The sequence below is a fragment of the Bacillus pretiosus genome (assembly GCF_051294775.1).
In the GTDB taxonomy this organism is placed as follows: Bacteria; Bacillota; Bacilli; order Bacillales; family Bacillaceae_G; genus Bacillus_A; species Bacillus_A wiedmannii.
Genome location: NZ_JBPPHF010000001.1, coordinates 966,958 through 989,685 on the forward strand (window position 1 = coordinate 966,958; position 22,728 = coordinate 989,685).

17 protein-coding genes and 2 pseudogenes are annotated in these 22,728 nt (G+C 31.8%); 17 read left to right on the top strand and 2 right to left on the bottom strand.

Translation table 11 applies throughout. The features are described from left to right. Positions 1–31: 31 nt before the first annotated feature. The 6 genes and pseudogenes from ACSG5Z_RS04775 to ACSG5Z_RS04800 all read left to right on the top strand — a co-directional run bounded on the left by ACSG5Z_RS04775 (position 32) and on the right by ACSG5Z_RS04800 (position 6,019). Entirely contained in the window at positions 32–736 is a 705-nt protein-coding gene (locus ACSG5Z_RS04775; protein WP_097857222.1) for a 4'-phosphopantetheinyl transferase family protein, read from the top strand. Beyond that, the gene (locus ACSG5Z_RS04780; RefSeq protein ID WP_060488842.1) at positions 723–1,445 is read left to right on the top strand and encodes a thioesterase II family protein; all 723 of its coding nucleotides are present in this window, start codon (positions 723–725) and stop codon (positions 1,443–1,445) included. The genes ACSG5Z_RS04775 and ACSG5Z_RS04780 overlap by 14 nt, the downstream gene beginning before the upstream one ends. Positions 1,446–1,634: 189 nt before the next feature. Further along, positions 1,635–1,706 (top strand): annotated as a pseudogene (locus tag ACSG5Z_RS04785) (SDR family oxidoreductase); the annotation flags it as partial. A gap of 393 nt (positions 1,707–2,099) precedes the next feature. Further along, positions 2,100–4,067, top strand: a complete 1,968-nt coding sequence (locus tag ACSG5Z_RS04790; RefSeq protein WP_435710800.1) for a penicillin-binding transpeptidase domain-containing protein — start codon at positions 2,100–2,102, stop codon at positions 4,065–4,067. 601 nt (positions 4,068–4,668) lie between these two features. Then, entirely contained in the window at positions 4,669–5,202 is a 534-nt protein-coding gene (locus ACSG5Z_RS04795) for an RNA polymerase sigma factor (protein WP_060488847.1), read from the top strand. Further along, a complete protein-coding gene (locus ACSG5Z_RS04800) occupies positions 5,192–6,019 on the top strand; it encodes an SH3 domain-containing protein (protein ID WP_435710802.1) in 828 nt (275 codons plus the stop codon). Before ACSG5Z_RS04795 ends, ACSG5Z_RS04800 begins: the two co-directional genes overlap by 11 nt. Before the next feature lie 46 nt (positions 6,020–6,065). Here the strand turns inward: ACSG5Z_RS04800 and ACSG5Z_RS04805 are convergent, their stop codons facing one another. Next, positions 6,066–7,787 (bottom strand): peptidoglycan D,D-transpeptidase FtsI family protein, encoded by a 1,722-nt coding sequence (locus ACSG5Z_RS04805; RefSeq protein WP_435710804.1) that lies wholly within the window; start codon positions 7,785–7,787, stop codon positions 6,066–6,068. A 349-nt stretch (positions 7,788–8,136) separates the two neighbouring features. Here ACSG5Z_RS04805 and ACSG5Z_RS04810 point away from each other — a divergent pair, with 349 nt between their 5' ends. Both ACSG5Z_RS04810 and bla read left to right on the top strand, forming a co-directional pair. Next, a complete protein-coding gene (locus ACSG5Z_RS04810; RefSeq protein WP_435710806.1) occupies positions 8,137–10,266 on the top strand; it encodes a peptidoglycan D,D-transpeptidase FtsI family protein in 2,130 nt (709 codons plus the stop codon). 230 nt (positions 10,267–10,496) lie between these two features. Then, on the top strand, positions 10,497–11,423 hold the full coding sequence (gene bla, locus ACSG5Z_RS04815) for a class A beta-lactamase Bla1 (RefSeq protein WP_435711257.1): 927 nt from the start codon (positions 10,497–10,499) through the stop codon (positions 11,421–11,423). Between the two features lie 168 nt (positions 11,424–11,591). On the opposite strand, the gene ACSG5Z_RS04820 is transcribed toward bla, so the two are convergent. Then, positions 11,592–12,581 (bottom strand): LacI family DNA-binding transcriptional regulator, encoded by a 990-nt coding sequence (locus tag ACSG5Z_RS04820; RefSeq protein ID WP_106101782.1) that lies wholly within the window; start codon positions 12,579–12,581, stop codon positions 11,592–11,594. A gap of 98 nt (positions 12,582–12,679) precedes the next feature. Between ACSG5Z_RS04820 and ACSG5Z_RS04825 the strand changes: the two genes are divergently transcribed. The 9 genes and pseudogenes from ACSG5Z_RS04825 (at position 12,680) to ACSG5Z_RS04865 (ending at position 22,688) form a co-directional block, all read left to right on the top strand. Further along, positions 12,680–14,005 carry a DegT/DnrJ/EryC1/StrS aminotransferase family protein gene (locus ACSG5Z_RS04825; RefSeq protein WP_435710808.1) on the top strand — a complete coding sequence of 442 codons (1,326 nt, stop codon included), beginning with the start codon at positions 12,680–12,682 and terminating at the stop codon, positions 14,003–14,005. Continuing rightward, positions 13,992–14,852, top strand: a complete 861-nt coding sequence (locus ACSG5Z_RS04830) for an HAD-IIB family hydrolase (RefSeq protein ID WP_435710810.1) — start codon at positions 13,992–13,994, stop codon at positions 14,850–14,852. Before ACSG5Z_RS04825 ends, ACSG5Z_RS04830 begins: the two co-directional genes overlap by 14 nt. A gap of 17 nt (positions 14,853–14,869) precedes the next feature. After that, positions 14,870–15,919 (top strand): Gfo/Idh/MocA family protein, encoded by a 1,050-nt coding sequence (locus tag ACSG5Z_RS04835; protein WP_435710811.1) that lies wholly within the window; start codon positions 14,870–14,872, stop codon positions 15,917–15,919. A gap of 74 nt (positions 15,920–15,993) precedes the next feature. Further along, positions 15,994–17,196 (top strand): MFS transporter, encoded by a 1,203-nt coding sequence (locus ACSG5Z_RS04840; protein ID WP_435710812.1) that lies wholly within the window; start codon positions 15,994–15,996, stop codon positions 17,194–17,196. A 39-nt stretch (positions 17,197–17,235) separates the two neighbouring features. After that, complete coding sequence (locus ACSG5Z_RS04845; RefSeq protein ID WP_435711258.1) at positions 17,236–17,817, top strand: TetR/AcrR family transcriptional regulator; 582 nt, start codon at positions 17,236–17,238, stop codon at positions 17,815–17,817. A gap of 8 nt (positions 17,818–17,825) precedes the next feature. Beyond that, positions 17,826–18,470: an HXXEE domain-containing protein gene (locus tag ACSG5Z_RS04850; RefSeq protein ID WP_087986153.1), complete on the top strand. Its 645-nt coding sequence runs from the start codon at positions 17,826–17,828 to the stop codon at positions 18,468–18,470. A gap of 534 nt (positions 18,471–19,004) precedes the next feature. Further along, positions 19,005–20,504, top strand: a complete 1,500-nt coding sequence (locus ACSG5Z_RS04855) for a spore germination protein (RefSeq protein ID WP_000802287.1) — start codon at positions 19,005–19,007, stop codon at positions 20,502–20,504. 20 nt (positions 20,505–20,524) lie between these two features. Further along, on the top strand, positions 20,525–21,607 hold the full coding sequence (locus ACSG5Z_RS04860; protein WP_097890995.1) for a GerAB/ArcD/ProY family transporter: 1,083 nt from the start codon (positions 20,525–20,527) through the stop codon (positions 21,605–21,607). After that, a pseudogene (locus ACSG5Z_RS04865) lies at positions 21,568–22,688 on the top strand (Ger(x)C family spore germination protein). Before ACSG5Z_RS04860 ends, ACSG5Z_RS04865 begins: the two are co-directional and overlap by 40 nt. The last annotated feature ends 40 nt before the right edge of the window (positions 22,689–22,728 follow it).

Genomic DNA, 22,728 nt, shown 5'->3' on the forward strand with positions numbered 1-22,728 from the left:
AAGGAAGTGATTTATCATACAAATTCAAGCTGTGAAAATACCAAAGAATATTGAAAGTCATTTGTTTAAGCAACTTAGTAACTTAGTTTCAAATGAGAAGAAAGAACGAATGAAGCGTTTATTAAATTCATGCGACATTAATAGGACCCTGATAGGAGATTTACTAATCCGATCTCTAATCTGCCAAAAGTATAAAATTAATAATGAAGAAATTAGATTTATATATAATGAGTATGGAAAACCTTTTGTTGAAAATTTTTCTGACTTTCATTTTAATTTGTCACATTCAGGAGAATGGGTGGTTTGTACTACTGCTAATTTTAATGTGGGTATTGATATAGAAAAAGTTTCAGAAATAGAGGCTTTTAAATTAGCACATGAATTTTTTTCAGAGGAAGAATTTTATGAAATATCTAATATGAATTCTGATGAACAAATTAATTATTTTTATGATTTATGGACATTAAAAGAAAGTTATATAAAAACGATTGGAAAAGGGCTTTATACCCCGTTAAATTCATTCTCTATAAAAAAAGAGTCACGAACTTTAATTACATACAAGAATATACCTAAAAACTTTTACTTTAAACAATATAACATTGATCCAAATTATAAGATATCTGCTTGTGCAACAAGGAATGAATTTCCGCAAGAGATAATAATTAAAGACATTTATACAATTTGCCAAAATATATACAAATTTGAAAGTAAGGAGAAAATCAATGCAGAAGACTAAACTTTTTTGCTTTCCACATGCTGGGGGATCTGCGTTTAGTTACGCAAAATGGAAAAATTACTTTAATCCATATATTGAGGTAGTCCCGATAGAGTTAGCTGGTAGAGGATATAGAATTGAAGAAAGTTTGCACCAAAGTATGGAAGAGGTGGTGAATGATGTCTATAATAATATCGTTATGCAGATAGATGATTCGCCATATATTTTATTTGGGCATAGTATGGGAAGTTTGATTGCCTATGAAGTAGCTAGAAAAATACAAGATTCTAAAAATGTATTGCCTAAATTTCTTGTTTTGTCCGGTAGAAATCATCCAAATAGTAAAATAAAAAATATTCGACATAATCTTTCTAATGAACAATTTAAAAGAGAAGTTATTGCAATGGGAGGTACACCATCTGGGGTACTTGAATCAGAAGAATTAATAGAGATTTTTCTACCTATTCTAAGAGCAGATTTTAAAATTGTCGAGACATATATTCATGACAATAATACACAACCATGTGATATTGATTTTCTTATATTTAATGCGGAAAAGGATGAGTATACTACATATGATCAAGTAATAAAATGGAAGCAATACACAAGTAAAACGTGTACTTTTCATTCTTTTGAAGGTAATCATTTCTTTCTAGATGAAAATATTGAAGAAATAGCAAATAGTATTATAAGAAAGTTAGATTCTAAAAGATTATCAAATAGTTTTTAGAGATTTTCTAACTATACTCATGGCTAAGAAACAAAAATATTAAAGATGAAAAATACAGGCATTGCTGAAATACCTTTGAACAAAGGCAAGGCAGTTTAAACGAACTGTTTAAAGGTAGGTGTTGATGGAATTTTAAGTGAAATATATGAAGTAACTTTAGTTTAAGTTGACTTTACCTGAAGGTGAAGCTTTCTTTCTTCATCAGACAGTCGTTGGATAACTGATGAGTTAATCGATGCAAGTAGCGGATCTTGCTTATAATGCTAATTGTAAGTACTATGTACTTTAAAAGCCCAAATCATCAGGTTAAGAAAAATAAATCTATCATTTTCTACTGTAGAATCCTTACTATAAGGATTCTATTTTTGTATCAAAAATCTATAAAGATAATATCGACGAAAACGAATTAAAAGGTATTTTAAATGAATTTTTTAAAACAACACTAATACTTATAACGTTCGCTAAATATATTCGCTCCTTATGTTTGCAAGAAGCTTACAAACTTTCCTCTTCCAATGCAACTTAAGCGTAAATGAAATTTTTTGTAAATGTGGAACAATCTCATTACTTACACTGTCTATTAAGCGTTACAACATTTTTTATTTAATATATCAAGAAAGGAATAAATATTTTTAACAAAGGGAGAAGATTGAATTGAAAAAATTATGGATGCTGGTTTTCTTTTGTTTTGCAGTTATGTTGGTAGGGTGTAATAAAAACGAACCGCCAAAACAAACATTTGAAGAATATATCAATTTATGGAATGATAAAAAATTTGCAAATATGTATGATCATTTATCAGAGCGTGCCAAAAAAACGATTTCTAAAAAGGATTTCACAGAGAAATATCAAAAAATCTATGAGGGTATTGGAGTTAAGAATTTAAAAATTAAAACGAAAGGAGAGAATGCTAAAGATAAAGAGCTTTTTCTTTTTGAAGTTAAGATGGATACGGATGGAGGAACAGTTTCATTTATCCATGAAGCAAAACTCGTGAGAGAAAAGGAATCTTGGAAAATAGATTGGACACCAGATTTCATTTTTCCAGCTATGAAAAAAGATTACAAAGTACGTATGCAAATAGAACAAGGAAAACGCGGAGAAATATATGATCGAAATGGGAAAGCTCTTGCAACGAATGGTAAAGCGACTGAGGTTGGAATTATTCCAGAGAAACTAGGCGAAACGGCAGCGCAAACAAAAGAAATAGTAGCACAATTACTTGATATGTCTATAGAAGAGGTCGATCAGAAGCTTACAGCGAAATGGATAAAACCAGACTCCTTTGTACCAATTGGTATTTTAAAAGAGGGAACTAGACAGAATGATTATATTGAATTAGAAGGAGTTGCATCTCGCCCAGTAAATATTCGGACGTATCCATTAGGAGAAGCGGCGGCACACTTAACTGGTTATATAGGAAAGGTGAATGCAGAGGAGTTAAAATCGCTTCAAAAAAAAGGGTATCAAGCAGATGATTTAGTAGGTAAGACAGGTTTAGAGAAAGTGTTAGAGAATAAATTGCGTGGCGAAAAAGGTGGACGCGTATTTATAGAAGATGAGAATGGAAAAGAGATTAAAAATGTAGCAAAAAAAGAAGCAAAAGAAGGGGAAAACGTTACGTTAACAATTGATGCTGCAATTCAAGAAAAAATCTTTAATGAGATGAAAAATGAAGCAGGATCTAGTGCAGCGGTCAATCCTAAAACAGGTGAAACTATTGCACTTGTAAGTAGCCCTGCTTATAATCCAAATACAATAGTTAGAGGAGCATCAAAAGCCCAACGAGAAGCATGGAATAACGACTCGAAACTACCAATGATGAATCGTTTCACACAAGCATTTGTACCAGGTTCCGTATTTAAAACGATTACTGGTGCAATTGGTTTGGAAACAAACACTATAAACCCTAAGGAAGAATTTAAAATTCAAGGATTAAAGTGGGCAAAAGATTCATCTTGGGGAAATTATTATGTAACACGTGTGAAGGAAGCTAGTCCAATTGATTTTGATAAGGCAATGAAGTACTCTGATAATATTTATTTTGCTCAACAAGCTTTGAAAATGGGAAAAGATCAGTATGTAAATGAATTTAAGAAATACGGATTTCATGAAAAATTACCAATCGAATACGAATTTCCTATTTCAATCATTGCAAGAGATGGGATAAAAAATGATATTCAACTAGCAGACACGGGATATGGACAAGGACAAGTATTAATGACACCACTTCATTTAGCATTAACATATGCACCGATTGTGAATGAAGGGGATATTCCGTCGCCTCATCTTTTAAAAGAAGCAAAAGTAGCGGGGAATTGGAAAGAAAATGTGGTTTCTAAAAAGAATCAAGAGATATTAAAGAGCGCATTAATAAAAGTCATTAATGACCCTGATGGCGCGGGGAGAATTGCTAAGGTTGATGGTATAACTCTTGCTGGTAAAACCGGTACAGCAGAACTGAAGGAGTCGAAGGAAGCAGACGGAAAAGAACTTGGATGGTTTGCAGCTTTTGATGCAAATGCGCCCGACATGATCGTTACCATGATGATCGAAGATGTAAAAGGAAGAGGGGGGAGTAACGTTCCAGGTGAAAAAGTAAAACATGTTTTTCAGAAATAATAAGTAACTATAAGGTGAAATCTTTTACTACATTCATTGTTTGCTTCACACGAGGGTATAAATTGAGCAATACAAAGAACAATTAAGTTTCGAAAAAGCATTCTCCTTAATCGAGAATGCTTTTTTGTTGTGGCTGAATAAAAATAATAACCCATCTTTGTTTTCATTTTTGAAAGGTTGGTATTGCTAATAGTAAATAGAAGAGTAAAACAAATTGAAAGGGACAAGTGAGGGGGATTTTAAAATTTAACAAAACGGTTATTTAGTAAAGCATAAATAGAGCACACAAATAAGTATGCTCTAAGAAAAAAGGTGATACAAGTGGAGTGTTGCGTGAAATGCACAAATAATAATCAGATTTTTTATGAGTGTATTTTTAACATTGTATGCTTTACTTGTTTTTAGGAGCCTGTCATGTAAAAGAATGTATAGATAATTATTTTATGAAAGTAATCGCACACCTTTACATTTTTAGGAGGATTTTTCTATCAAAAAAAGATAAACAATGGAACAAATGAAACTTGTATCTTGTCTATATATTGAAACCATAATAAAAGTGAGGGTAGTTTTATCTTTATTCAAATAAGTTCGAGGTGTGGAAATGGAAGAGACGTTTATTGAAAAGTGTATTCATGATGAGCTTGACTATGTTATAAAAGACTATTGGCAAGATGTATGGAATTATTCATTTATTATTACGAAAGATCCACACTTATCAGATGATATCACGCAAGATGTGTTTATAAAGGTATTTAAAAATTGGAATTCATTTCGAAAGGAGTCATCTATTAAAACGTGGATATTAAAAATTACAAGAAATACAGCAATAAACTATTTGAAATCCTCCTATTTTAAAAGGATATCATTAGTAGGTTTTTTTAGTGACGATAAGCAATCTCCATCGGCAGAACGAGAGTTTTTCAAGCAAGAGGAAATGAATGAAGTGTGGGATGTTGTCTTAAAACTACCTAAAAAACACCGTGAAATAATAATTTTAGACGCAAAATATGAATTATCTTATGAAGAAATGGCTGAAACACTGGGAGTATCCATTGGAACTGTTAAATCTAGATTAAGCCGAGCGAGAAGTAAGGTTTCAAAATTAATAGGGGAGGGTAGTAGTGATGAACAATAAAAAAAATCCTGACTGGTATAGTAAATTAAAAAAAGGTCCAATAGAGAATCGTAAAGATGAAGAAGAATTTATTTTTAAAATAAAGCAGTCTATATATGAAAATAATGAAGTGAATTCTGTAAAATATAAAAGACCGTTTCGTAAAAAAGCTCTGCCAATTATAGTTGTTTTTGTTTGTACAATGTTATTTGTTATCGTTCAACAACCATGGCTTGATGATAATAAATCACCGGTCCAAAGTAGTACACAAATTAAGCCTAAAACTAAAGATGAGTCTGCTCAAGATCCAACATTAAAACAATTTATGAATGAATTATATCAAAGTACAAATTCAAAAAATGAAAATGACTTGTATAGAGCGTTAAATGATGAAGTTCTATTTAAAGAGAAGAGTTATAAGAAGGATGAATTGAAATTTGATGAAGATATTTTTCATGAGTTGCAAGTTGCTCTTACCATGGGGGGAGAATTTACAAATGATACAAAGCAAGCATACAAAGTACCAAGTGGATTGACAGAAAGTAACGAACCAAAGCAAGCGCATTATGTATATGCAACTGTTACTGGAAATAAAACGAAAATTTTAGCTGAACCAAAGCGAGAATCACAAGTTTTATATGAAGTATCTAATGAAATGGTAAAAGCTTGGATTCCAGAAAAAGTGCAGAATAATGGATATATAAAAGTATCGACAATTAGCGGTAATGCTGGATATGTACAAAAAGAGTATGTTTTAACTGATATTAAATATTCTTTCATGTTCGAAAAGGATCATGAAGGTAAATGGAAAATAACGAATATAGATTCTATATGGTAAAGAGGAAGGTTCACTTTAATGAACCTTCCTCTATGTTTTTATTCTCTTATTGAAGAGTATTCCAGTACTCTAAAATTTCTGATGTAACGAGAGCAGCAATGTTTTTTTCTGAATTACTACCAGGAATAACGACAGAAACGGCAATTTGTGGATCTTCGGTAGGAGCATATGCAATGAAAAGAGAATGGTTTATCATTCTTTCTTGCTCATTCGGAGCACCTGTTATGCCTGTTTTACCTGCGACATGAAAGGGTAAGTTTTTAATTTCCTCTATATTTTGGCTCATCCCACCTTGCACGACACTCCAAAATTTCACCGGGTAACGATTTGAACTTTCTAAAATTGGTTTAAACTTTTTTGTTTCCTTACCATTTTGATCAATAATAGCACTTACGATTTGAGGTTTATATTTATCACCTTTACTTGCTAAAGTTGCTGCATATTGAGCAAGTTGAAGAGGAGTGTGTACTTCATTTCCTCCCCAAGAGGCATTTAATAAGGCGGAGATACCATTTTCAAACTTGTTTGTTGGATGAAATTCATATTGTCCGTCTTCTTCAAAAGGTAAATCAATCCCAGTTTTAGAACGAAGGCCGAATTGCTTTAAATACTCTGTCCATATATGTGCAACTTTTTCTATATTCCCATTATTTTGGTTGAATAAGGGTAGAGCTACTTTTGCTGTCATAAATGTGTTAGATGAATTAATGATAGCCTGCCTCGGTGTAATCTCACCTGTTGGCGTTCCAGGTGCATTCGTAATGTTATTTTGATTATCATATTGAAAAGTACCTTTATCTAAATAAGTATCTTCAGGTTGAAAAAGCTTTTCGTTTAATCCAATTAAAATAGTAAGTGGCTTTATAGTTGAGGCCATATTTACATAAGATTCACCATACTTTAATTTTTGAATTGCTTTATTTTGCGAAAGTGATTTGATGTTTTCTTTTTTAGATGATACTTGTTCATATAATGTATTTGGATCAAACACTGTTGAGTTGGCCATAGTTAAAATTGCGCCAGTTTTCACATCGGTTACCACAACATAACCAGCATTAACATCAGTTATTTTCTTGATTTGAGATCTTAATGCTTCCTCTGTTTTTTGCTGCAACTTAGAGTCTAAAGCTAGCCAGATATCTTTTCCTTTTTGTACTTTTTGAATGTTCCATAAGAACTTTTTATTATTCATTTTAAAAATAAGAGTTTTTCCGGGTTTTCCTTTTAAATCATTTTCATATTGCAGCTCAATCCCGCTTTTTCCAACGGGTACATTAAGGTCATTTTCTACATACCCAATTACCTGTGAACCAATTTCACGTTTAGGATAATATCGAATCACTTCATCTTTGATTATTACATTATTGGGTTTGTTTTTGTTTATGAATGCAAGTTCATTCTCAGTTATGTCAGAGTATAACGGTATATCATTCATAGTCTGCTTTTTACAAGATTGTTGTAATTGAGATTTTATGTCCTCTGTAGAAATGTCATGTTGAAACTCGCTTGAAAATTGATTGAAAAAAGCTAATGTGTTTGCTGTATCTTGTTTCGATAGCTTCTCATCATTAAAAGTGCAATATAAAGACTTAACTTTCTTATTTGTAGCTAGTATTACACCATTTCGATCAAGTATTTGTCCTCTTTCGGCCGAAGAAGTTTCGATAGTAATTGAAAAGAAATGGCTTTTTAACAAAATTATTAATATCAAACCTACAATAGAAAGAATCGCTATAAATCTCCATCTTTTTATTTTTGTATGTAACATAAAACCCTCCCTTTTTAGCTTATTTCATCTTATAGTTAATTATTTTTTTTGTAAATGTGGAACAACTTTATTATTTAGATTGTCTATTAAGTATTACAGCATGAAGAAAGGAATAATCAGTATGAAAAGTTTTTAGCAAATCTATGTGTAAGTTTTATATGGGCCAGTATATAGTTTAGCATTTCTAATGCTAGCGACAAAAAATAGAGAGAAAATAGGAAAGGAGAGTTATGAATTACGTAGCTAAACGAAAAGGTATGAATGCTAACAAGGATTTAGCAAAAAAGTCGAAACGATATTTATAACCGGCCATCGGTATGTAACATATAAGGAATTAAATGGAGGATTTATGGGGAATCAAAAAGGAAAGAACAAGACGTATATATCTATTCGATTAAATATAATGTTCCTTTGCATATTTTTACTATTCTCAGCTATTATTGTTCAGCTAGGAAAGGTGCAAATCGTAGAGGGAGAGGCTTATAAGAATCAAATAGAAAGCAGTCAAAATGCAACAACTAGCATTCCAGTTCCACGTGGACAAATACTAGATCGAGAAGGGAAAACAGTTGTTAATAATAAATCTCTTCGCACAATTACGTATACAAGGGTAAAGGGAATTACTAATGAAGATATTTTAAAAACAGCAAAAGACTTAGCGAAAGTGCTTGAAATGCCTGAACAAGATATAAATAAATTAACAGACATCGATAAAAAAGATTTTTGGATGCAGTTGAATAGGAAACGTGCGGAGACAATGATTACTAAAAAAGATATAGAAAAGTTAAAAGATAAGGGAATAGAGGGAAAAGAGTTAGATAAAAAAATAGAAGACTTAAGACGAAGTCGTGTTACAGAATTAGAATTGGCAGAATTAACAGCACAAGATTTAAAGGTGTTAGCTATTAAAAGTAAAATGAGTTCAGGTTATCAACTAACACCACAAATTATAAAAAAAGATGTAACAGATCAAGAGTATGCGCGAATAAGTGAAAATCTTGCGGAGTTTCCGGGGATAGATGCAACAGTTGATTGGGAACGCAATTATGTAAATGGTAATTTATTTCGTTCCGTGTTAGGTAATATTACGAGTAGTGAAGAAGGATTACCGAAAGAAAACTTAGATTCTTATTTGGTACGTGGATATAACCGTAATGATCGTGTAGGAAAAAGTTATATTGAACAAAGATATGAAGATGTCTTGCACGGTGCAAAAGAAGAAGGGAAAAACATTACTGATAAATCAGGAAACATTATAAACACAGAGATAATATCTAAAGGAAAAAGTGGTAATAGTTTAACATTAACGATTGATATGGAATTACAAAAGAAAGTGGAAGAAAGTATAGAGAAAAATTTGAGAGCGTTTAAGAGTTCAGAGCCACTGTTGGACCGAGCTTTTGTCGTCATGACGAATCCAAATAACGGACAGATTCTATCTATGGCAGGCAAAAAGATTGTAGAAAAAGAAGGGAAATTAGAGATTGAGGATTTGGCATTAGGTAACATGACAACTTCGTATGAGCTAGGGTCAGCTGTAAAAGGTGCAACTTTATTAACTGGATATGAGACAGGGGCAATACAGCCAGGAGATCAATTTTATGATGCACCTATGAAATTTAAAGGTACACAAGCTAAGAAATCGTGGAATGTATCCGGATTTGGTAATATTAATGATTTACGAGCGCTACAAGTATCTTCGAATGTATACATGTTCCAGACAGCTTTAAAAATTGCGGGAGTTAATTACGTACCAAATGGTTCGTTGGATATAAAACAAGGAGCATTTGATACGATGCGCTATTATTTTAAACAATTTGGATTAGGAGTTCCAACAGGTATAGATTTACCGAATGAAATAATTGGACAAACTAGAAAAGTAGATAGTCAGCCTGGGTTTTTACTAGATTTTTCTATCGGGCAGTATGATACGTATACACCGTTGCAATTGGCGCAATATATTTCAACGATTGCTAATGGCGGTTATAGAATGCAACCTCAAATTGTACAAGAAATACGAGAGCAATCAATAAAAGAAGAAGTTGGCAAAGTTATTCGTTCTATAGAGCCTGTCGTATTAAATCGGATTGATATGAAGACAGAACATATTGATCGAATAAAAGAAGGGTTTAGATGGGTATTCCAAGAAGGTGATGGAACTGGCGTGAAGTATTTCAAAAATGCTTCATATAAACCAGCAGGAAAGACAGGGACAGCTCAAACTGTATATGGTGGAGATGATCCAATTGGTAGAAATGCGAAAGGGGAACGTATGGAATGCTACAACTTAACGTTAGTTGGATATGCTCCATATGATAATCCAGAAGTAGCATTTTCTGTAGTAGTTCCATGGCTTCATAACGATAAAAGTGGAATTAATTCTATAATTGGAAAAGAAGTTTTAGATGTATACTTTGATTTGAAACAGCAACGTATACAGGGTGGAGCTCCTAGTACAGGTATTTCTAAGCAAAATTAGTAAGATTTTAGTACTTTTCTCAGGGAAGAGACCCTGTTTATATAAAGGTATTTATAAGTAAAAAAATGAGATGTGAAATAAGAGATAGCGGCGCTCGTAGCTGCTATCTCTTATTTTGTTAATATCTTGGCTACTAGTTAAAAATTTTTAAATTTATGGAACAAACTTGTTTCTTAGATGGTCTATTATGTGTACGTATAAAAACAGATGTTGAAAATTTGAAAGGAATGATGATTTTGAAAAATAAGAAGATGCTAAAAATAGGTATATGCGTTGGTATATTAGGTTTAAGTCTTACAAGCTTAGAAGCTTTTAAAGGAGGGCCATTGCAAGTTGAGGCGAAAGAAAAGACAGGACAAGTGAAGCATAAACATCAGGCGACGTATAAAGAGTTCTCTCAACTTGAGAAAAAATTCGATGCACGATTAGGTGTATATGCGATTGATACTGGTACAAATCAAACAATCTCTTATCGACCTAACGAAAGGTTTGCCTTTGCATCAACATACAAGGCGTTAGCGGCAGGGGTATTACTACAGCAAAACTCTACTGAGAAATTAAATGAAGTTATTACTTATACGAAAGAAGACTTAGTGGATTATTCACCTGTTACCGAGAAACATGTAGATACTGGAATGACACTAGGAGAAATTGCTGAGGCTGCTGTTCGTAACAGTGATAATACTGCAGGGAACATTTTATTTAACAAAATAGGCGGACCAAAAGGATATGAAAAAGCGCTTAGACAGATGGGCGATCGGGTTACTATGTCTGATCGCTTTGAAACAGAATTAAACGAGGCTATTCCAGGAGACATTCGTGATACTAGTACAGCGAAAGCAATTGCTACGAATCTGAAAGCCTTTACGGTCGGAAATGTGCTTCCGGTTCATAAACGTAACATTCTTACAGGGTGGATGAAAGGAAATGCTACAGGAGACAAACTTATTCGTGCAGGCGTACCAACTGATTGGATAGTTGCAGATAAATCCGGTGCTGGAAGTTATGGGACACGAAATGATATTGCTATCGTTTGCCCGCCAAATAGAGCACCAATTATTATCGCAATTTTATCTAGTAAAGATGAGAAAGAAGCTACTTATGATAATCAACTCATTGCAGAGGCAACTGAAGTTATAGTTAAGGCTCTTAAGTGATAATCTCTCAATTCTTTATGTAATAAAATATGAACTTGGAAAGTGATTCTTTTTAATGTGAAAAGCATTTTGATGGATTATTTTAATTTGATATAAAAAGAGGACGCATTATTATTTACGTCCTCTTTTTATTTATTAGATAAATTTAAGCAGAAACTTTTGTTTTAATTATGTCGATTCACGGATAATTAAGTTTGTAGGATATTCAATAATTTTACGTTTAATAGATTCATCTGTATTTATATATAGTAGAATCTCGTTAACGGTACGTTTACTCAGTTCAACAATTGGAATATCAATGGTACTGATTGTTGGAGTTGTAACTGTACAAATTAATTGATTATCATAACCACAAACAGCTAAGTCAGTTGGAATAGAATACCCTTTTATAGTAGCTCCTTTAATGACTCCAGCAGCAACTTGATCATTTCCAGTAAATAATGCAGTAGGTCTATCCTTTAATTTATCTAATTTCTGAAAAATTCTAAATCCATCTTCAATAGTAATTGCATCTCCAAACAGCCAATTTTTATTGAATGGTAATTGCTTTTCTTTTAAGGCATGCAAATATCCTTGTTGGCGTTTTAATTGTGCTTGACTATTAAGAGAATCAAAACAAAAGCCAATTTTTTTATGATCTTTGTTTATTAAATGTTTAACAGCTTTGTATCCAGCCTCAAATTCATCGTAACAAATTATTGGAATAGGTGCATTTTCCTCATACTCATTACAAAGTAATATGGGCCCATATGCTAAATAATGCTCAATATTTTCCCAACTATTTTCTAGGGATGCGAGAATTACACCATCTACAGCTTTATTCTTTAGTAATGAAAGTAATTCTAGTTCTATTTTTTTCTCATAAAAAGTCTGATAAATTAGCAATTTGTAATTGTGTTTTAATAATTCTTTAGAAATTTCTCTAGCCAATTTTCCGAAAAAGGGATGATCTATATTTGGAATTGATAGAGCAATGGTTTGTGTCTTATTTATCCTAAGATTCCTAGCAATAGAACTAGGAGTATAGTTAAATTCTTTCATTACTTTTATTATTTTCTCACGTTTTTCTGGATTTACATAAGGATGATTATTTAGAACTCTTGAAACCGTAGCATTTGATACATTACATAATTTAGCTATTTCGTTAATTGTTACCATAGAGAAACCCTCCGTAAAAAATATGTTGACATGTAATCGATAACATAAAATATAGTCTACTCATGATTTTCAAAATAATTTCTTAGAGGTGATTTAACGTGAAAACTCTTACTACAATTTCTGGACATAGTAAAGACAATTTAGCTTTATTAAAGTGCCTACAGGGGGAGACAAAAGAAAAAGAATTTGAAATTAGTAATATATTGCCGAATCACAAGATGAAAGAGAAATTATTTAGAGAAAATAAATTGAAAATAGATATTAATATAGAAAAAGATATTTTCAATTATAGCAGAAAAAATATACAGAAAATAGAATTTATGCCAGTTAATCGGTTGATTTCGCAAGATGAGGTTGAGAAAATTATAGGAGTTTTAAAAGATGTCTTACCGACAGGTCAATTTACAAGTGGACCATTTTCAAAAAAGCTAGAAGAAGTAATCGGAAATTATTTAAATAAAAAGTTTGTAATTGCAACAAGTAGTGGTACGGATGCCCTTATGGTGTCATTGTTATCTATTGGTATTCAGCCGGGAGATGAAGTAATTATGCCAGCTAATAGTTTTGCTGCTACTGAAAATGCCGTGTTAGCAGTCGGAGCAAAACCTATATTTGTAGATATAGATCAGCAGAGTTATTGTATTGATCCATCTAAAATAGAAGAAGCTATAACCAAAAAAACTAAATGCATTTTACCTGTACATTTGTATGGTAAACAATGTGAAATGAAAAAAATTCGTGAAATTGCGGATCTATATCAATTAACAGTTATTGAAGATGCATGTCAAGCTATTGGTTCTTCAAATCTTGGAGAATATGGAGATATAATTGTCCTTAGTTTTAATCCATATAAGAATTTTGGTGTATGTGGTAAGGCAGGTGCAATAGTTACTAATAATGAAACTCTTGCAATTCGTTGCAATCAATATAGTTATCATGGATTTGAGATTGATAAAAAAAATAAAAAGGTATTAGACTTTGGATTCAATTCTAAAATTGATAATTTGCAAGCAGCTATTGGTTTGGAAAGAATTAAGTACTTATCATATAACAATTTAAAAAGAGCGTATTTAGCTCAACGATATATACGTGATTTAAAGGAATTAGAGGATAGAGAATTAATTAAGCTACCTATGATGACAGAAGATAATGTCTGGCACCTTTTTCCGATTAGAGTTGAAAATGGAAGAAGAGACGAGTTGAAAAATAAATTGTACCAAATGTATAACATTGAAACAGATATTTATTATCCGGTATTATCTCATAAACAAAATACTAAGTGGATAAAGGAAAATGATTTGCAAAACAATATATTAAATACAGAGCAAGTTCATAAAGGAATATTACATTTACCTTTACACCCAAATATGATGTTAGAAGAGCAAAATTTCGTTTTGGAGGGATTATTCAATGTCAATAAGTAATGAAGTTTTAAAGTCTTTAAATTTTGAAAGACTACCACAGGTTAAAAAGCCTAAATATGTAGTGTTCTGTGATTTTGATGAAACTTATTATCCTCATAACATGGATGATTCTAAAAGAAGCAATATGAAATTGTTAGAAAAGTATTTGTATGAACAAGGAAGTAAAGAGGATTTAGTAATTGGTTGGGTAACGGGAAGTAGTTTAGAATCCATTGTTGAAAAAATGAAAAAGGGTGGTATTCAGTATTTCCCTCATTTTGTGGCGAGTGGATTAGGTACAGAAATAACGTACTTTGATAGTAATGGGACTACTATAGATGATCAAATTTGGGAGGAGAGAATTATAGGGGGTGGTTTTGATTCTTCAAAGATTGAAAGAATTCTTAAATTGCTAGAATCAAAATATGAAATTTTTTTAAGACCTCAGACACAATTAGGAAGTTCTAAGTACAAATTTAATTTTTATTATGAAGAGCAAAATGAATTTATTGATGCAAAGAATTTAGAAAAGATAGAAGAAATCGGAGAAATATTCCAAGTGGGAGTTAATATTAACAAATGTAATCCACTAGCTGGTGATCCAGAAAATTGCTATGATGTAGATTTTATTCCACTTGGAACAGGTAAAGATGAGATAGTGAAATTTATTTTAGACAAGTACGAACTAGATAAAACAAATGCCATTGCTTTTGGAGATAGTGGGAATGATTTAAGAATGCTACAAGCTGTAAGACATGGTTATTTAGTAGAAAATGCAACAGAAGAAGCCAAAAACACACACTCAATGTTAGCTGAAGGTGAATACTCGATTGGAATTTTAAATACTCTAAAGCACATTATTAATTAAAAGGGGATGTTCATATAATGAATATTGGGATTATAGGTGCAGGAAGTATTGCAAGAGCTCATTCTAGAGCATTATCAACTGTTGATAGTTGTAAATTAGTTGGAGTGTATGATGTTAATAATGAGAATGCCCAAAAGTTGGTAGGGAATTTTGGTGGGAAGGTTTTTAATAGCTATGAAGAGTTACTTGAAGTAGTTGATGGGGTAATAATATCTTCACCGAATTTTTGTCATAGATCTCAAGCTGTTCAAGCGTTATTAAAAAACAAACATGTGTTATGTGAAAAGCCAATGGCAATTTCTTGTGAAGAAGCAAAATACATGATGACAATAGCAAAAAATACTAATTTAGTCGCTTCAATGGGGTTTAACTATCGCCACCTATCTTATGTTAAGGCTTTAAAACAATTAATTCAAAATGAAGAATTAGGGGAAATAGTAGTGGTAAGATTGCATTTTAAAAAGAATAGCGCTTTTAGGAGAACTTCGTTTACTTGGCGAGATGATTTTCAAAGTAATAGAACTAGCGGGGCCTTGGGAGATTTAGGAATTCATCTAATAGATTTATTATGGTTTTTATTTGAGAGTGATTTTAGAGAGGATACTGTTCGAACTAAAATTAAAACAAATGTTAAGGAAAAAGAAAGTAAACCAGTTTTTGTTGATGACTATGCTGAGGTTTATGGCCAATTGAAAAATAAGGTTTTTGTTAATATTACAACATCTAAAAGTTCATTTCTTGACGATTGTGGTTTTAGTATAGAGGTAATAGGTGCGAAGAAAGAATATAAGTATTCTTCTAAAGAGCCAAATAAATATATACTCTTTGATGGATTGGAAAAACATGAAATCCCGTTACCATTACCTTTACTAGTCGATCCAGAAAACGAGATTTTTGAATGGTCTGATTCTTTTAGAAGTGAAATTATAGAATGGGCTAAGGCTGCGGAAGGTGGACCAAATAAGTCTGTAGCAACATTTGAAGATGGATTTCGTTCACAAGTAATATTGGATATGTTTTTTGATAAAAGCAGTAGTAATAAAGAACGATCTGTAGCAACTATTTAGTTTTATGGTAAAAACAGGGGTTTAAAACTTTTACTTAAATCCCTGTTTTTATTTTGGATTGGAGTTGAGAAAAAGTGCGGTTAATATTTTATTATGGTTGCTTGTTTTATTTTATTGTAGGAATAATACATGTTTGCATAGGTAGTTTAATTCCTTCATTAATACAATATTATGGAAGAACCCCTGATCAATTAGGTGTTTTAATATTTTTTCAATTTACGGGTTTTTTATTTGGTGTTCTAAGTTCACCCATACTAGTAAGAAAGTATCATTATTTTAAAACAATAACATTAGGTGTTTTAGTAATGTCCATCGTCCTAGGAGGTTTTATATATATTAAAGAATGGGCATATTTAGCCGTTATTTGCTTTGTATTAGGCTATGGAGCAGGTTTGTTAGAAACTACGGTGGGTTCCTTTATTATTTCAGCAGAAAGGAATAGTGCTGCTAAATTTAGTATTCTCGAAGTATGGTTTGGGGTTGGGGCGCTAGGATTTCCGTTACTAGTTAATTATATTACAAAATTTTATGAATGGTATTTTATTCTTTATGGGATATTACTATTCTTTATTTTTACACTATTTGTTTGGTACATGCTTGGACGTACAAAATTTCTAAATTTTTCTCCTCAAAAAAATGAAAAGGGAGGAGCATCCCTTTCCTCATTCACTCTTAAATTTAAAAGTGAAAAGATTAAAGTTATAGTATTTATTTCACTTTTTGCATTCTTATATGCAGGCATAGAAACCAATCTTGCAAATTTTTTATCTACAATAATGATTCTTACCAATAATGAATTAATCAGTTCAGTAAGTATATCTTGTTTTTGGCTAGCCATAGTTATAGGAAGAATACTTGTAGGTAAGTTTGCTCATAAATTTAATTATTGGACATACATTACATCTAGTTGCTTTACATTAGTGATTCTATTATTTCTATTCCCCTTTGTTCAAGGTACAGGTATGTATTTGTTTATCATCTTCATTATTGGTTTAGTTATAGCGGGTGTTTTTCCAATAACATTAATCTTAGCTTCCCGTATTATGGAAAATAATATTGATGAAGTGACTAGTTTATTTATTGCATCGGCCAGTTTAGGGGGGGCACTAGTATCTTTTCTAATTAGCTGGAGTCTGTCCTTAAATACTATAAAGGTTACTTTTGGGATATTTTCACTTTTCGCATTTAGTTTAGGTTGTATTATTTTAAAAATGAGAAAAACTTCCACTTACAGTAATGAAAGTGCCAAAAAAGTAGAAAATATGAAAAATTTATAGAAAAATTTTTATAATGTGAAAAAGATAATTATATTTGGAATTTCCAAAAAGATTGATAAAGTTAAAATTTCTGTAAATACAACATTGGAGTTCATTAAAGACGAAGGCTTCGAAAGTGTAACAATAAGAAAAATTGCGGCATTGTCGGATACAAATATTGCGCTTGTAAATTACCATTTTGGCTCAAAAGAAAAGTTGATAAGTGAGACAATTAAAGTCTTATTAATTAGCTTTCAAGGCACTTTTTCTATTTTAGATGATATTAAAGTGCCAGCGAAAGAAAGATTAAAAATATTTTTACTTGATTATGTACTAGTAATTCGGCAATACCCTGAGTTAGTTAGGAAAATTATTGCAATGGGAACTACGGTATTTACATCTCAATACGAATATGGTGATTTTTTGAAGAGGCTCGGTTTTTGTAAAGTGAAGAATATTTTAAGCGAAATAACAAATGAAACGGATCAGGAAATTTTAATGATGATGATAGTGCAAATATTCGGATCCATTTTTCTCCCAGAATTAATGATGCTAATTCTTGAATCAGGGGCAGATATAAGAATACTGCCTGTAGAAAAACAAATTGATTTCCTATTTGAACGCTATTTTTATAAAAATTAAGATAGTGGGTGATAGAGATGATTAGTTTCTTTAGAAAGCGTTGGTGTGATGTAGGGTTAGCTATGGCAATTGTTGTCGTAGGTTGTTTAGTCGCGAATTTTGGAGAAATGAGTGAAATAAAAGTACTGTTAGCGTTAAGTTTTGTAGCCATTTTAGTGCATCAATTTGAAGAGTATCGTTGGCCAGGTTATTTCGCTGGTCTGTTTAATGTAGTTATATTTAAAAGTGATATACCAGATCGCTATCCATTAAATACGCAATCTGCTATGGTAATAAATATTTTGATTGCGTATGTTTTTTATTTACTTCCGGTTTTCTTTCCAAATATTATATGGCTTGGGTTGGGACCTATTTTAATGGGATTTTTTCAATTCATATGGCATGGTATTTTTGCGAATATAAAAGCTAAAACAATATACAACCCAGGATTAGGTGCGGTTGTATTACTACATGTACCAATTGGTTATGCATATATGAGATATGTTCTTTTACACAATTTAGCTACAAATTTGGATTGGATATTAGGGCTAATCTATTTTCTAGTAGCTACCTATTTTTTAATTATAAAAGGAAATATGTTACTGAAAAGTAAGGAGACAATTCATTACTTTTCTAAAAAGCAATTAGGTCCGTACAATGATGCGTTAAAGTGATTCAGAAGGAATTTTGGATGCTGAAGAGAGTACAAGTGAATTAAAAAAGAAAGGTGCATAGGCGCCTTTCTTTTTTTGAAAGAGATTTTTGTATTTTGGGGTAGCGTCATATTGCATCAAGCTAAAATTTTATAGCACCCCAAAACGAATTTTCTGCTAACTTGTAACAAAAAAGCTTACCTTACCGTTTTGTGTTAATTCTGAATTCTTAAGTTGATAGGCATGTACAGTGAACCCTATTAAGATTCTTTTTTCTGTCTCGGCTATCGTTTTAAAAAATTTCTTCGAGCAATGACATTTGGCTGGCTTGAACTTTCCGAAATGCTGGATATACCATCTAATCCACATCATAATTTCGTTTATAATCATTCCTTATTTTTACTTTAAGTACATTTTTTAACTGTTTTTGGTTAAGTTATTTCCAAAGGCATTATTTTCAATGAGCATATTTACATATAACTATCCCTAATTTTAAAATTAGAAATTTCCTAAAAACTATATATAGTTTCTTTTTGAAAGGAAGGGTATTATCAATTGAAACCACATGAAAAAGTACCTATTCACTCTATAAAATCTTTGCAGGAATTAATGCAATTGCTAAAAAAATCTAAAGATTTTATAACATTGGAGATCGCTTCAAAGAATTCCGCTATAGTCATTTCATATTTTAGAACATTAATCGATATAAATATATTTCATGAAGAGGTTTTAACTTATATAAAAGAGAGGAGCTTCGATTCGTTACAAGATATTCAGTCTATCTTACCCTTTGAAAATTCAAAAGTAACAAATCAAATGAAAGATATTCAGGATAGTATTTTAAACGGCTATATACTTATTCAGTTCGATACAGATAAATTAAATGGCTTGTTAATAAATGTGTCAAAGAAAGAAAAAAGAGATATTACAAAAGCTGAAATTGAATACAATATCGTGGGTCCACAAATCGCATTTGTTGAAGATTTAGATGTAAACTTAAATTTAGTACGTAGAAAGCTTCCAACACCTTATTTACAAATGAAGGAATTGAAGGTAGGATCTCTCTCTAACACAACCGTTGCAATTGTATTTATTGAGGGAATTGTAAATGATCAAAATCTACAAGAAATTATAAAACGAGTGAGTCAAATAAAAACAGACCATGTTTTAGATAGTACTTATTTGATTCAATTAATTGCTGACAATCCTAATTCCATATTCCCTCAATTTTTGAATACAGAACGTCCAGACCGTGTAGCAGCTGTATTGGCAGAAGGGAAAATTGCACTTTTTGTAGATGGCTCACCTTATGCTATCACCCTGCCAACAACATTAATTGACTTTTTTTCTACGACAGAAGATTACACCATGCCTTGGATTATTGCCTCCTTTTTTCGACTGTTAAGGCTTTTTGCTTTTATGTTTTCTGTTTTAACGACTCCATTATATGTTTCGATATTAACATATCATTACGAGCTTATTCCAAAAGAGCTTCTTGAAACGTTAATCATATCGAGAAGTAAAGTACCTTTTCCTCCATTAATTGAAGCACTTTTTTTAGAAATAACGATTGAATTGCTGAGAGAAGCGGGGGCACGTTTACCAACTAAAGTGGGTTTAACTGTCGGTATAGTAGGTGGTATTGTAATTGGCCAAGCATCGGTAGAGGCAAGTCTTACAAGTAATGTACTAATTATCATTGTTGCACTTTCAGCTCTTAGTTCATTTACAGCACCAATATATAGAATTGGTAATACAATTCGAGTAATTCGTTTTCCTTTTATAATGGCTGCACACCTGTTGGGCTTATTAGGAATTGTTTTAACAAGTTCTTTCCTTTTAGCACGCTTATTACGTACAGAATCATTAAGTCGTCCTTATTTGTTCCCTTTTTATCCTACACGCCCTACAGATTGGAAAGACAGCATTATACGTATGCCAATCTCAGCGATGTTCCGACGTCCGATTTTTTCAAGATCTAAACAGCGTTTTCGTTTTAATCCAGAAGAGGTAGAGAAAAATAAAATCTTATCACGAAATGATTTTGATGATTGAATTTAGCATGGAGGAGCATTATGAAACAGATCCCGATTGAGTATCAAGTATCTCCATATATGGTGTTTTTTTCGATTATTACTATACAGATGGGGGTTGGTATGCTTGGTTTTGAAAGGATTGGTGCAAAGTTAGTTGGAAATGATGCGTGGATTAGTACGCTACTTTTTGGAATATCTGTTAATCTTATGATTTGGATTATATATCAGATTTTAAATCAGGGTAATGGAGACATCATTGCAATCAATCAAAACGTATTTGGAAAATGGGTTGGTGGATTGTTCAACTTCATTTTTTTATCCTATATTGTATTGTTAGGTGCAACAACACTACATACTTATATCGAAGTAGTACATGTTTGGATGTTTCCTTCAATTTCATCTTGGGTTATAGCGGGGGCTTTTTTAGGCTTATGTTATTACATTGTGACTGGAGGGTTTCGTGTAGTTGTCGGAATTGGCTTCTTTGGAATCGTTATCCCAAGCATTCTAATCTTTACATTTTTTTATCCTTTGCAGTATGCAGATTTCCGGAATTTATTTCCAATTGCACAGCATTCATTCCTAGAAATTATGAAAGGAATGAAAGGAAATATGTTTAGTTTTTTTGGATTTGAAATGTTATTGTTGTACTACCCATTTATTAGAAAGGCAAAAAAGTCTCAAAAATATGCGCATTATGCAAATTTAGTAACGACTATTGTCTACACATACCTTATGATTTTAACTCTTGCGTTTTTTAGTGAAAAACAACTCGCGAACGCGATCTGGGCATATTTAAGCATGATTAAAATTATACAATTTCCCTTTATAGAGCGGTTTGAATACATTATTGTTTCTGTTTGGGCTTTTTTTATATTACCTAATGTTTCCTTTACATTATGGGGAGTAAGTCGTGGTATAAAAGAGGCACTGGGAATAAAGCAAAAATATGTTTTGCCAGTTATCATCGTATTCATCTTTGTTTTATCATTTTTCTTGAATAACCGTAATAAAATTAACTTATTAAATACTTGGACAGGTCAAATTGGCTTTGTATATATATATGTATACCTACCTGTACTATGGCTAATTCAAACCGCCAAAATAAAGTTAAGGAGATAAACATGAAGAGATGGATACTTTTCCTTATATTAAGTGTCTTCTTAATAGGTTGTGCTAAAACAAAAATTGTGGATGACATTGATTTAGTTCAAGTTGCGGCATATGATACTGAAGCAGAAGGTAAGCTAAAAGGAACCTTTGCGATTTCAGCTTATAAAGGAGGCGGAGAAGGTGAAACAAAAATCTATTCAGCATCAGGCCAGACTGGTAGAGAAGTTCTTGCAAGGGCATCCGAAAAATCTTCTGGACCTCTAGAGTTGGGTCAATTGCGTGTTATTATATTTAATGAAAAAATAATTGAAAAGGGAATGCAGGAAATTTTAGAGACTTTGAACCGAAATCCTAGTGTAGGAAATGCAATTTATTTAGCAATTACAAATGTAAAAGGGGAATCACTATTAAAGGGGAACTATTCTAAAGAAAAAGAAATTGCTTCCTATCTATCCTCTTTACTGGAGCAAAATATGAACAATGGGACGCAACCAAAAACAAACTTTTTTATGTTTTTAAATCAACTTGATGATGATGCGAGGGATTCCTATTTGCCGATGATATCTAAAAAGGGGAACGTGTTGGAGTTAAATGGAATAGCACTTTTTAAAAGATGTAAAATGGTTGATAAAGTTAACCCTAAAGATTTATTTGTATTTAAATTGTTGACAGATAAATTTAAACAAGGTACTTACCAATTCAAACTACCTAGTTCTTCAAATACTTACGCCACGATAGAGAATATAAAAGCTAGAACAAAATATAAGATGGAGGGGAATAGTAAGCATCCATTCGTAAATGCTCATATTCAAGTTAAAGCTGAAATTCAAGAATTTACAAAAACCAAAAATCTAGATAATCCTAAAGAAATAAAAAAATTAGAAAAAATTATGGAAACAGAAATAGAAAAAAAGCAACTACATTGATAAAGAGATTTATTAAAAAAGGCACAGATCCTATAGGACTTAGAAAGCTCGGTAGAACTCACGTAAGAAAATGGAACAGTCAAGAATGGGAAGAATCCTATAAACATTTACGTTTTCGTGTAACAGCTGATGTAAAAGTAACCCAATCCGGTGTTACAGAATAAATAAATCAAATAAGATATGGAAAATTTCAATGAAAAAATA

Coding starts and splice junctions, on each gene's coding strand:
- ACSG5Z_RS04780 (WP_060488842.1), top strand. CDS start 723: ATGCAGAAGACTAAACTTTTTTGCTTTCCACATGCTGGGGGATCTGCG.
- ACSG5Z_RS04795 (WP_060488847.1), top strand. CDS start 4,669: ATGGAAGAGACGTTTATTGAAAAGTGTATTCATGATGAGCTTGACTAT.
- ACSG5Z_RS04800 (WP_435710802.1), top strand. CDS start 5,192: ATGAACAATAAAAAAAATCCTGACTGGTATAGTAAATTAAAAAAAGGT.
- ACSG5Z_RS04805 (WP_435710804.1), bottom strand. CDS start 7,787: ATGTTACATACAAAAATAAAAAGATGGAGATTTATAGCGATTCTTTCT.
- ACSG5Z_RS04810 (WP_435710806.1), top strand. CDS start 8,137: ATGGGGAATCAAAAAGGAAAGAACAAGACGTATATATCTATTCGATTA.
- bla (WP_435711257.1), top strand. CDS start 10,497: ATGATTTTGAAAAATAAGAAGATGCTAAAAATAGGTATATGCGTTGGT.
- ACSG5Z_RS04820 (WP_106101782.1), bottom strand. CDS start 12,581: ATGGTAACAATTAACGAAATAGCTAAATTATGTAATGTATCAAATGCT.
- ACSG5Z_RS04830 (WP_435710810.1), top strand. CDS start 13,992: ATGTCAATAAGTAATGAAGTTTTAAAGTCTTTAAATTTTGAAAGACTA.
- ACSG5Z_RS04835 (WP_435710811.1), top strand. CDS start 14,870: ATGAATATTGGGATTATAGGTGCAGGAAGTATTGCAAGAGCTCATTCT.
- ACSG5Z_RS04860 (WP_097890995.1), top strand. CDS start 20,525: ATGAAACAGATCCCGATTGAGTATCAAGTATCTCCATATATGGTGTTT.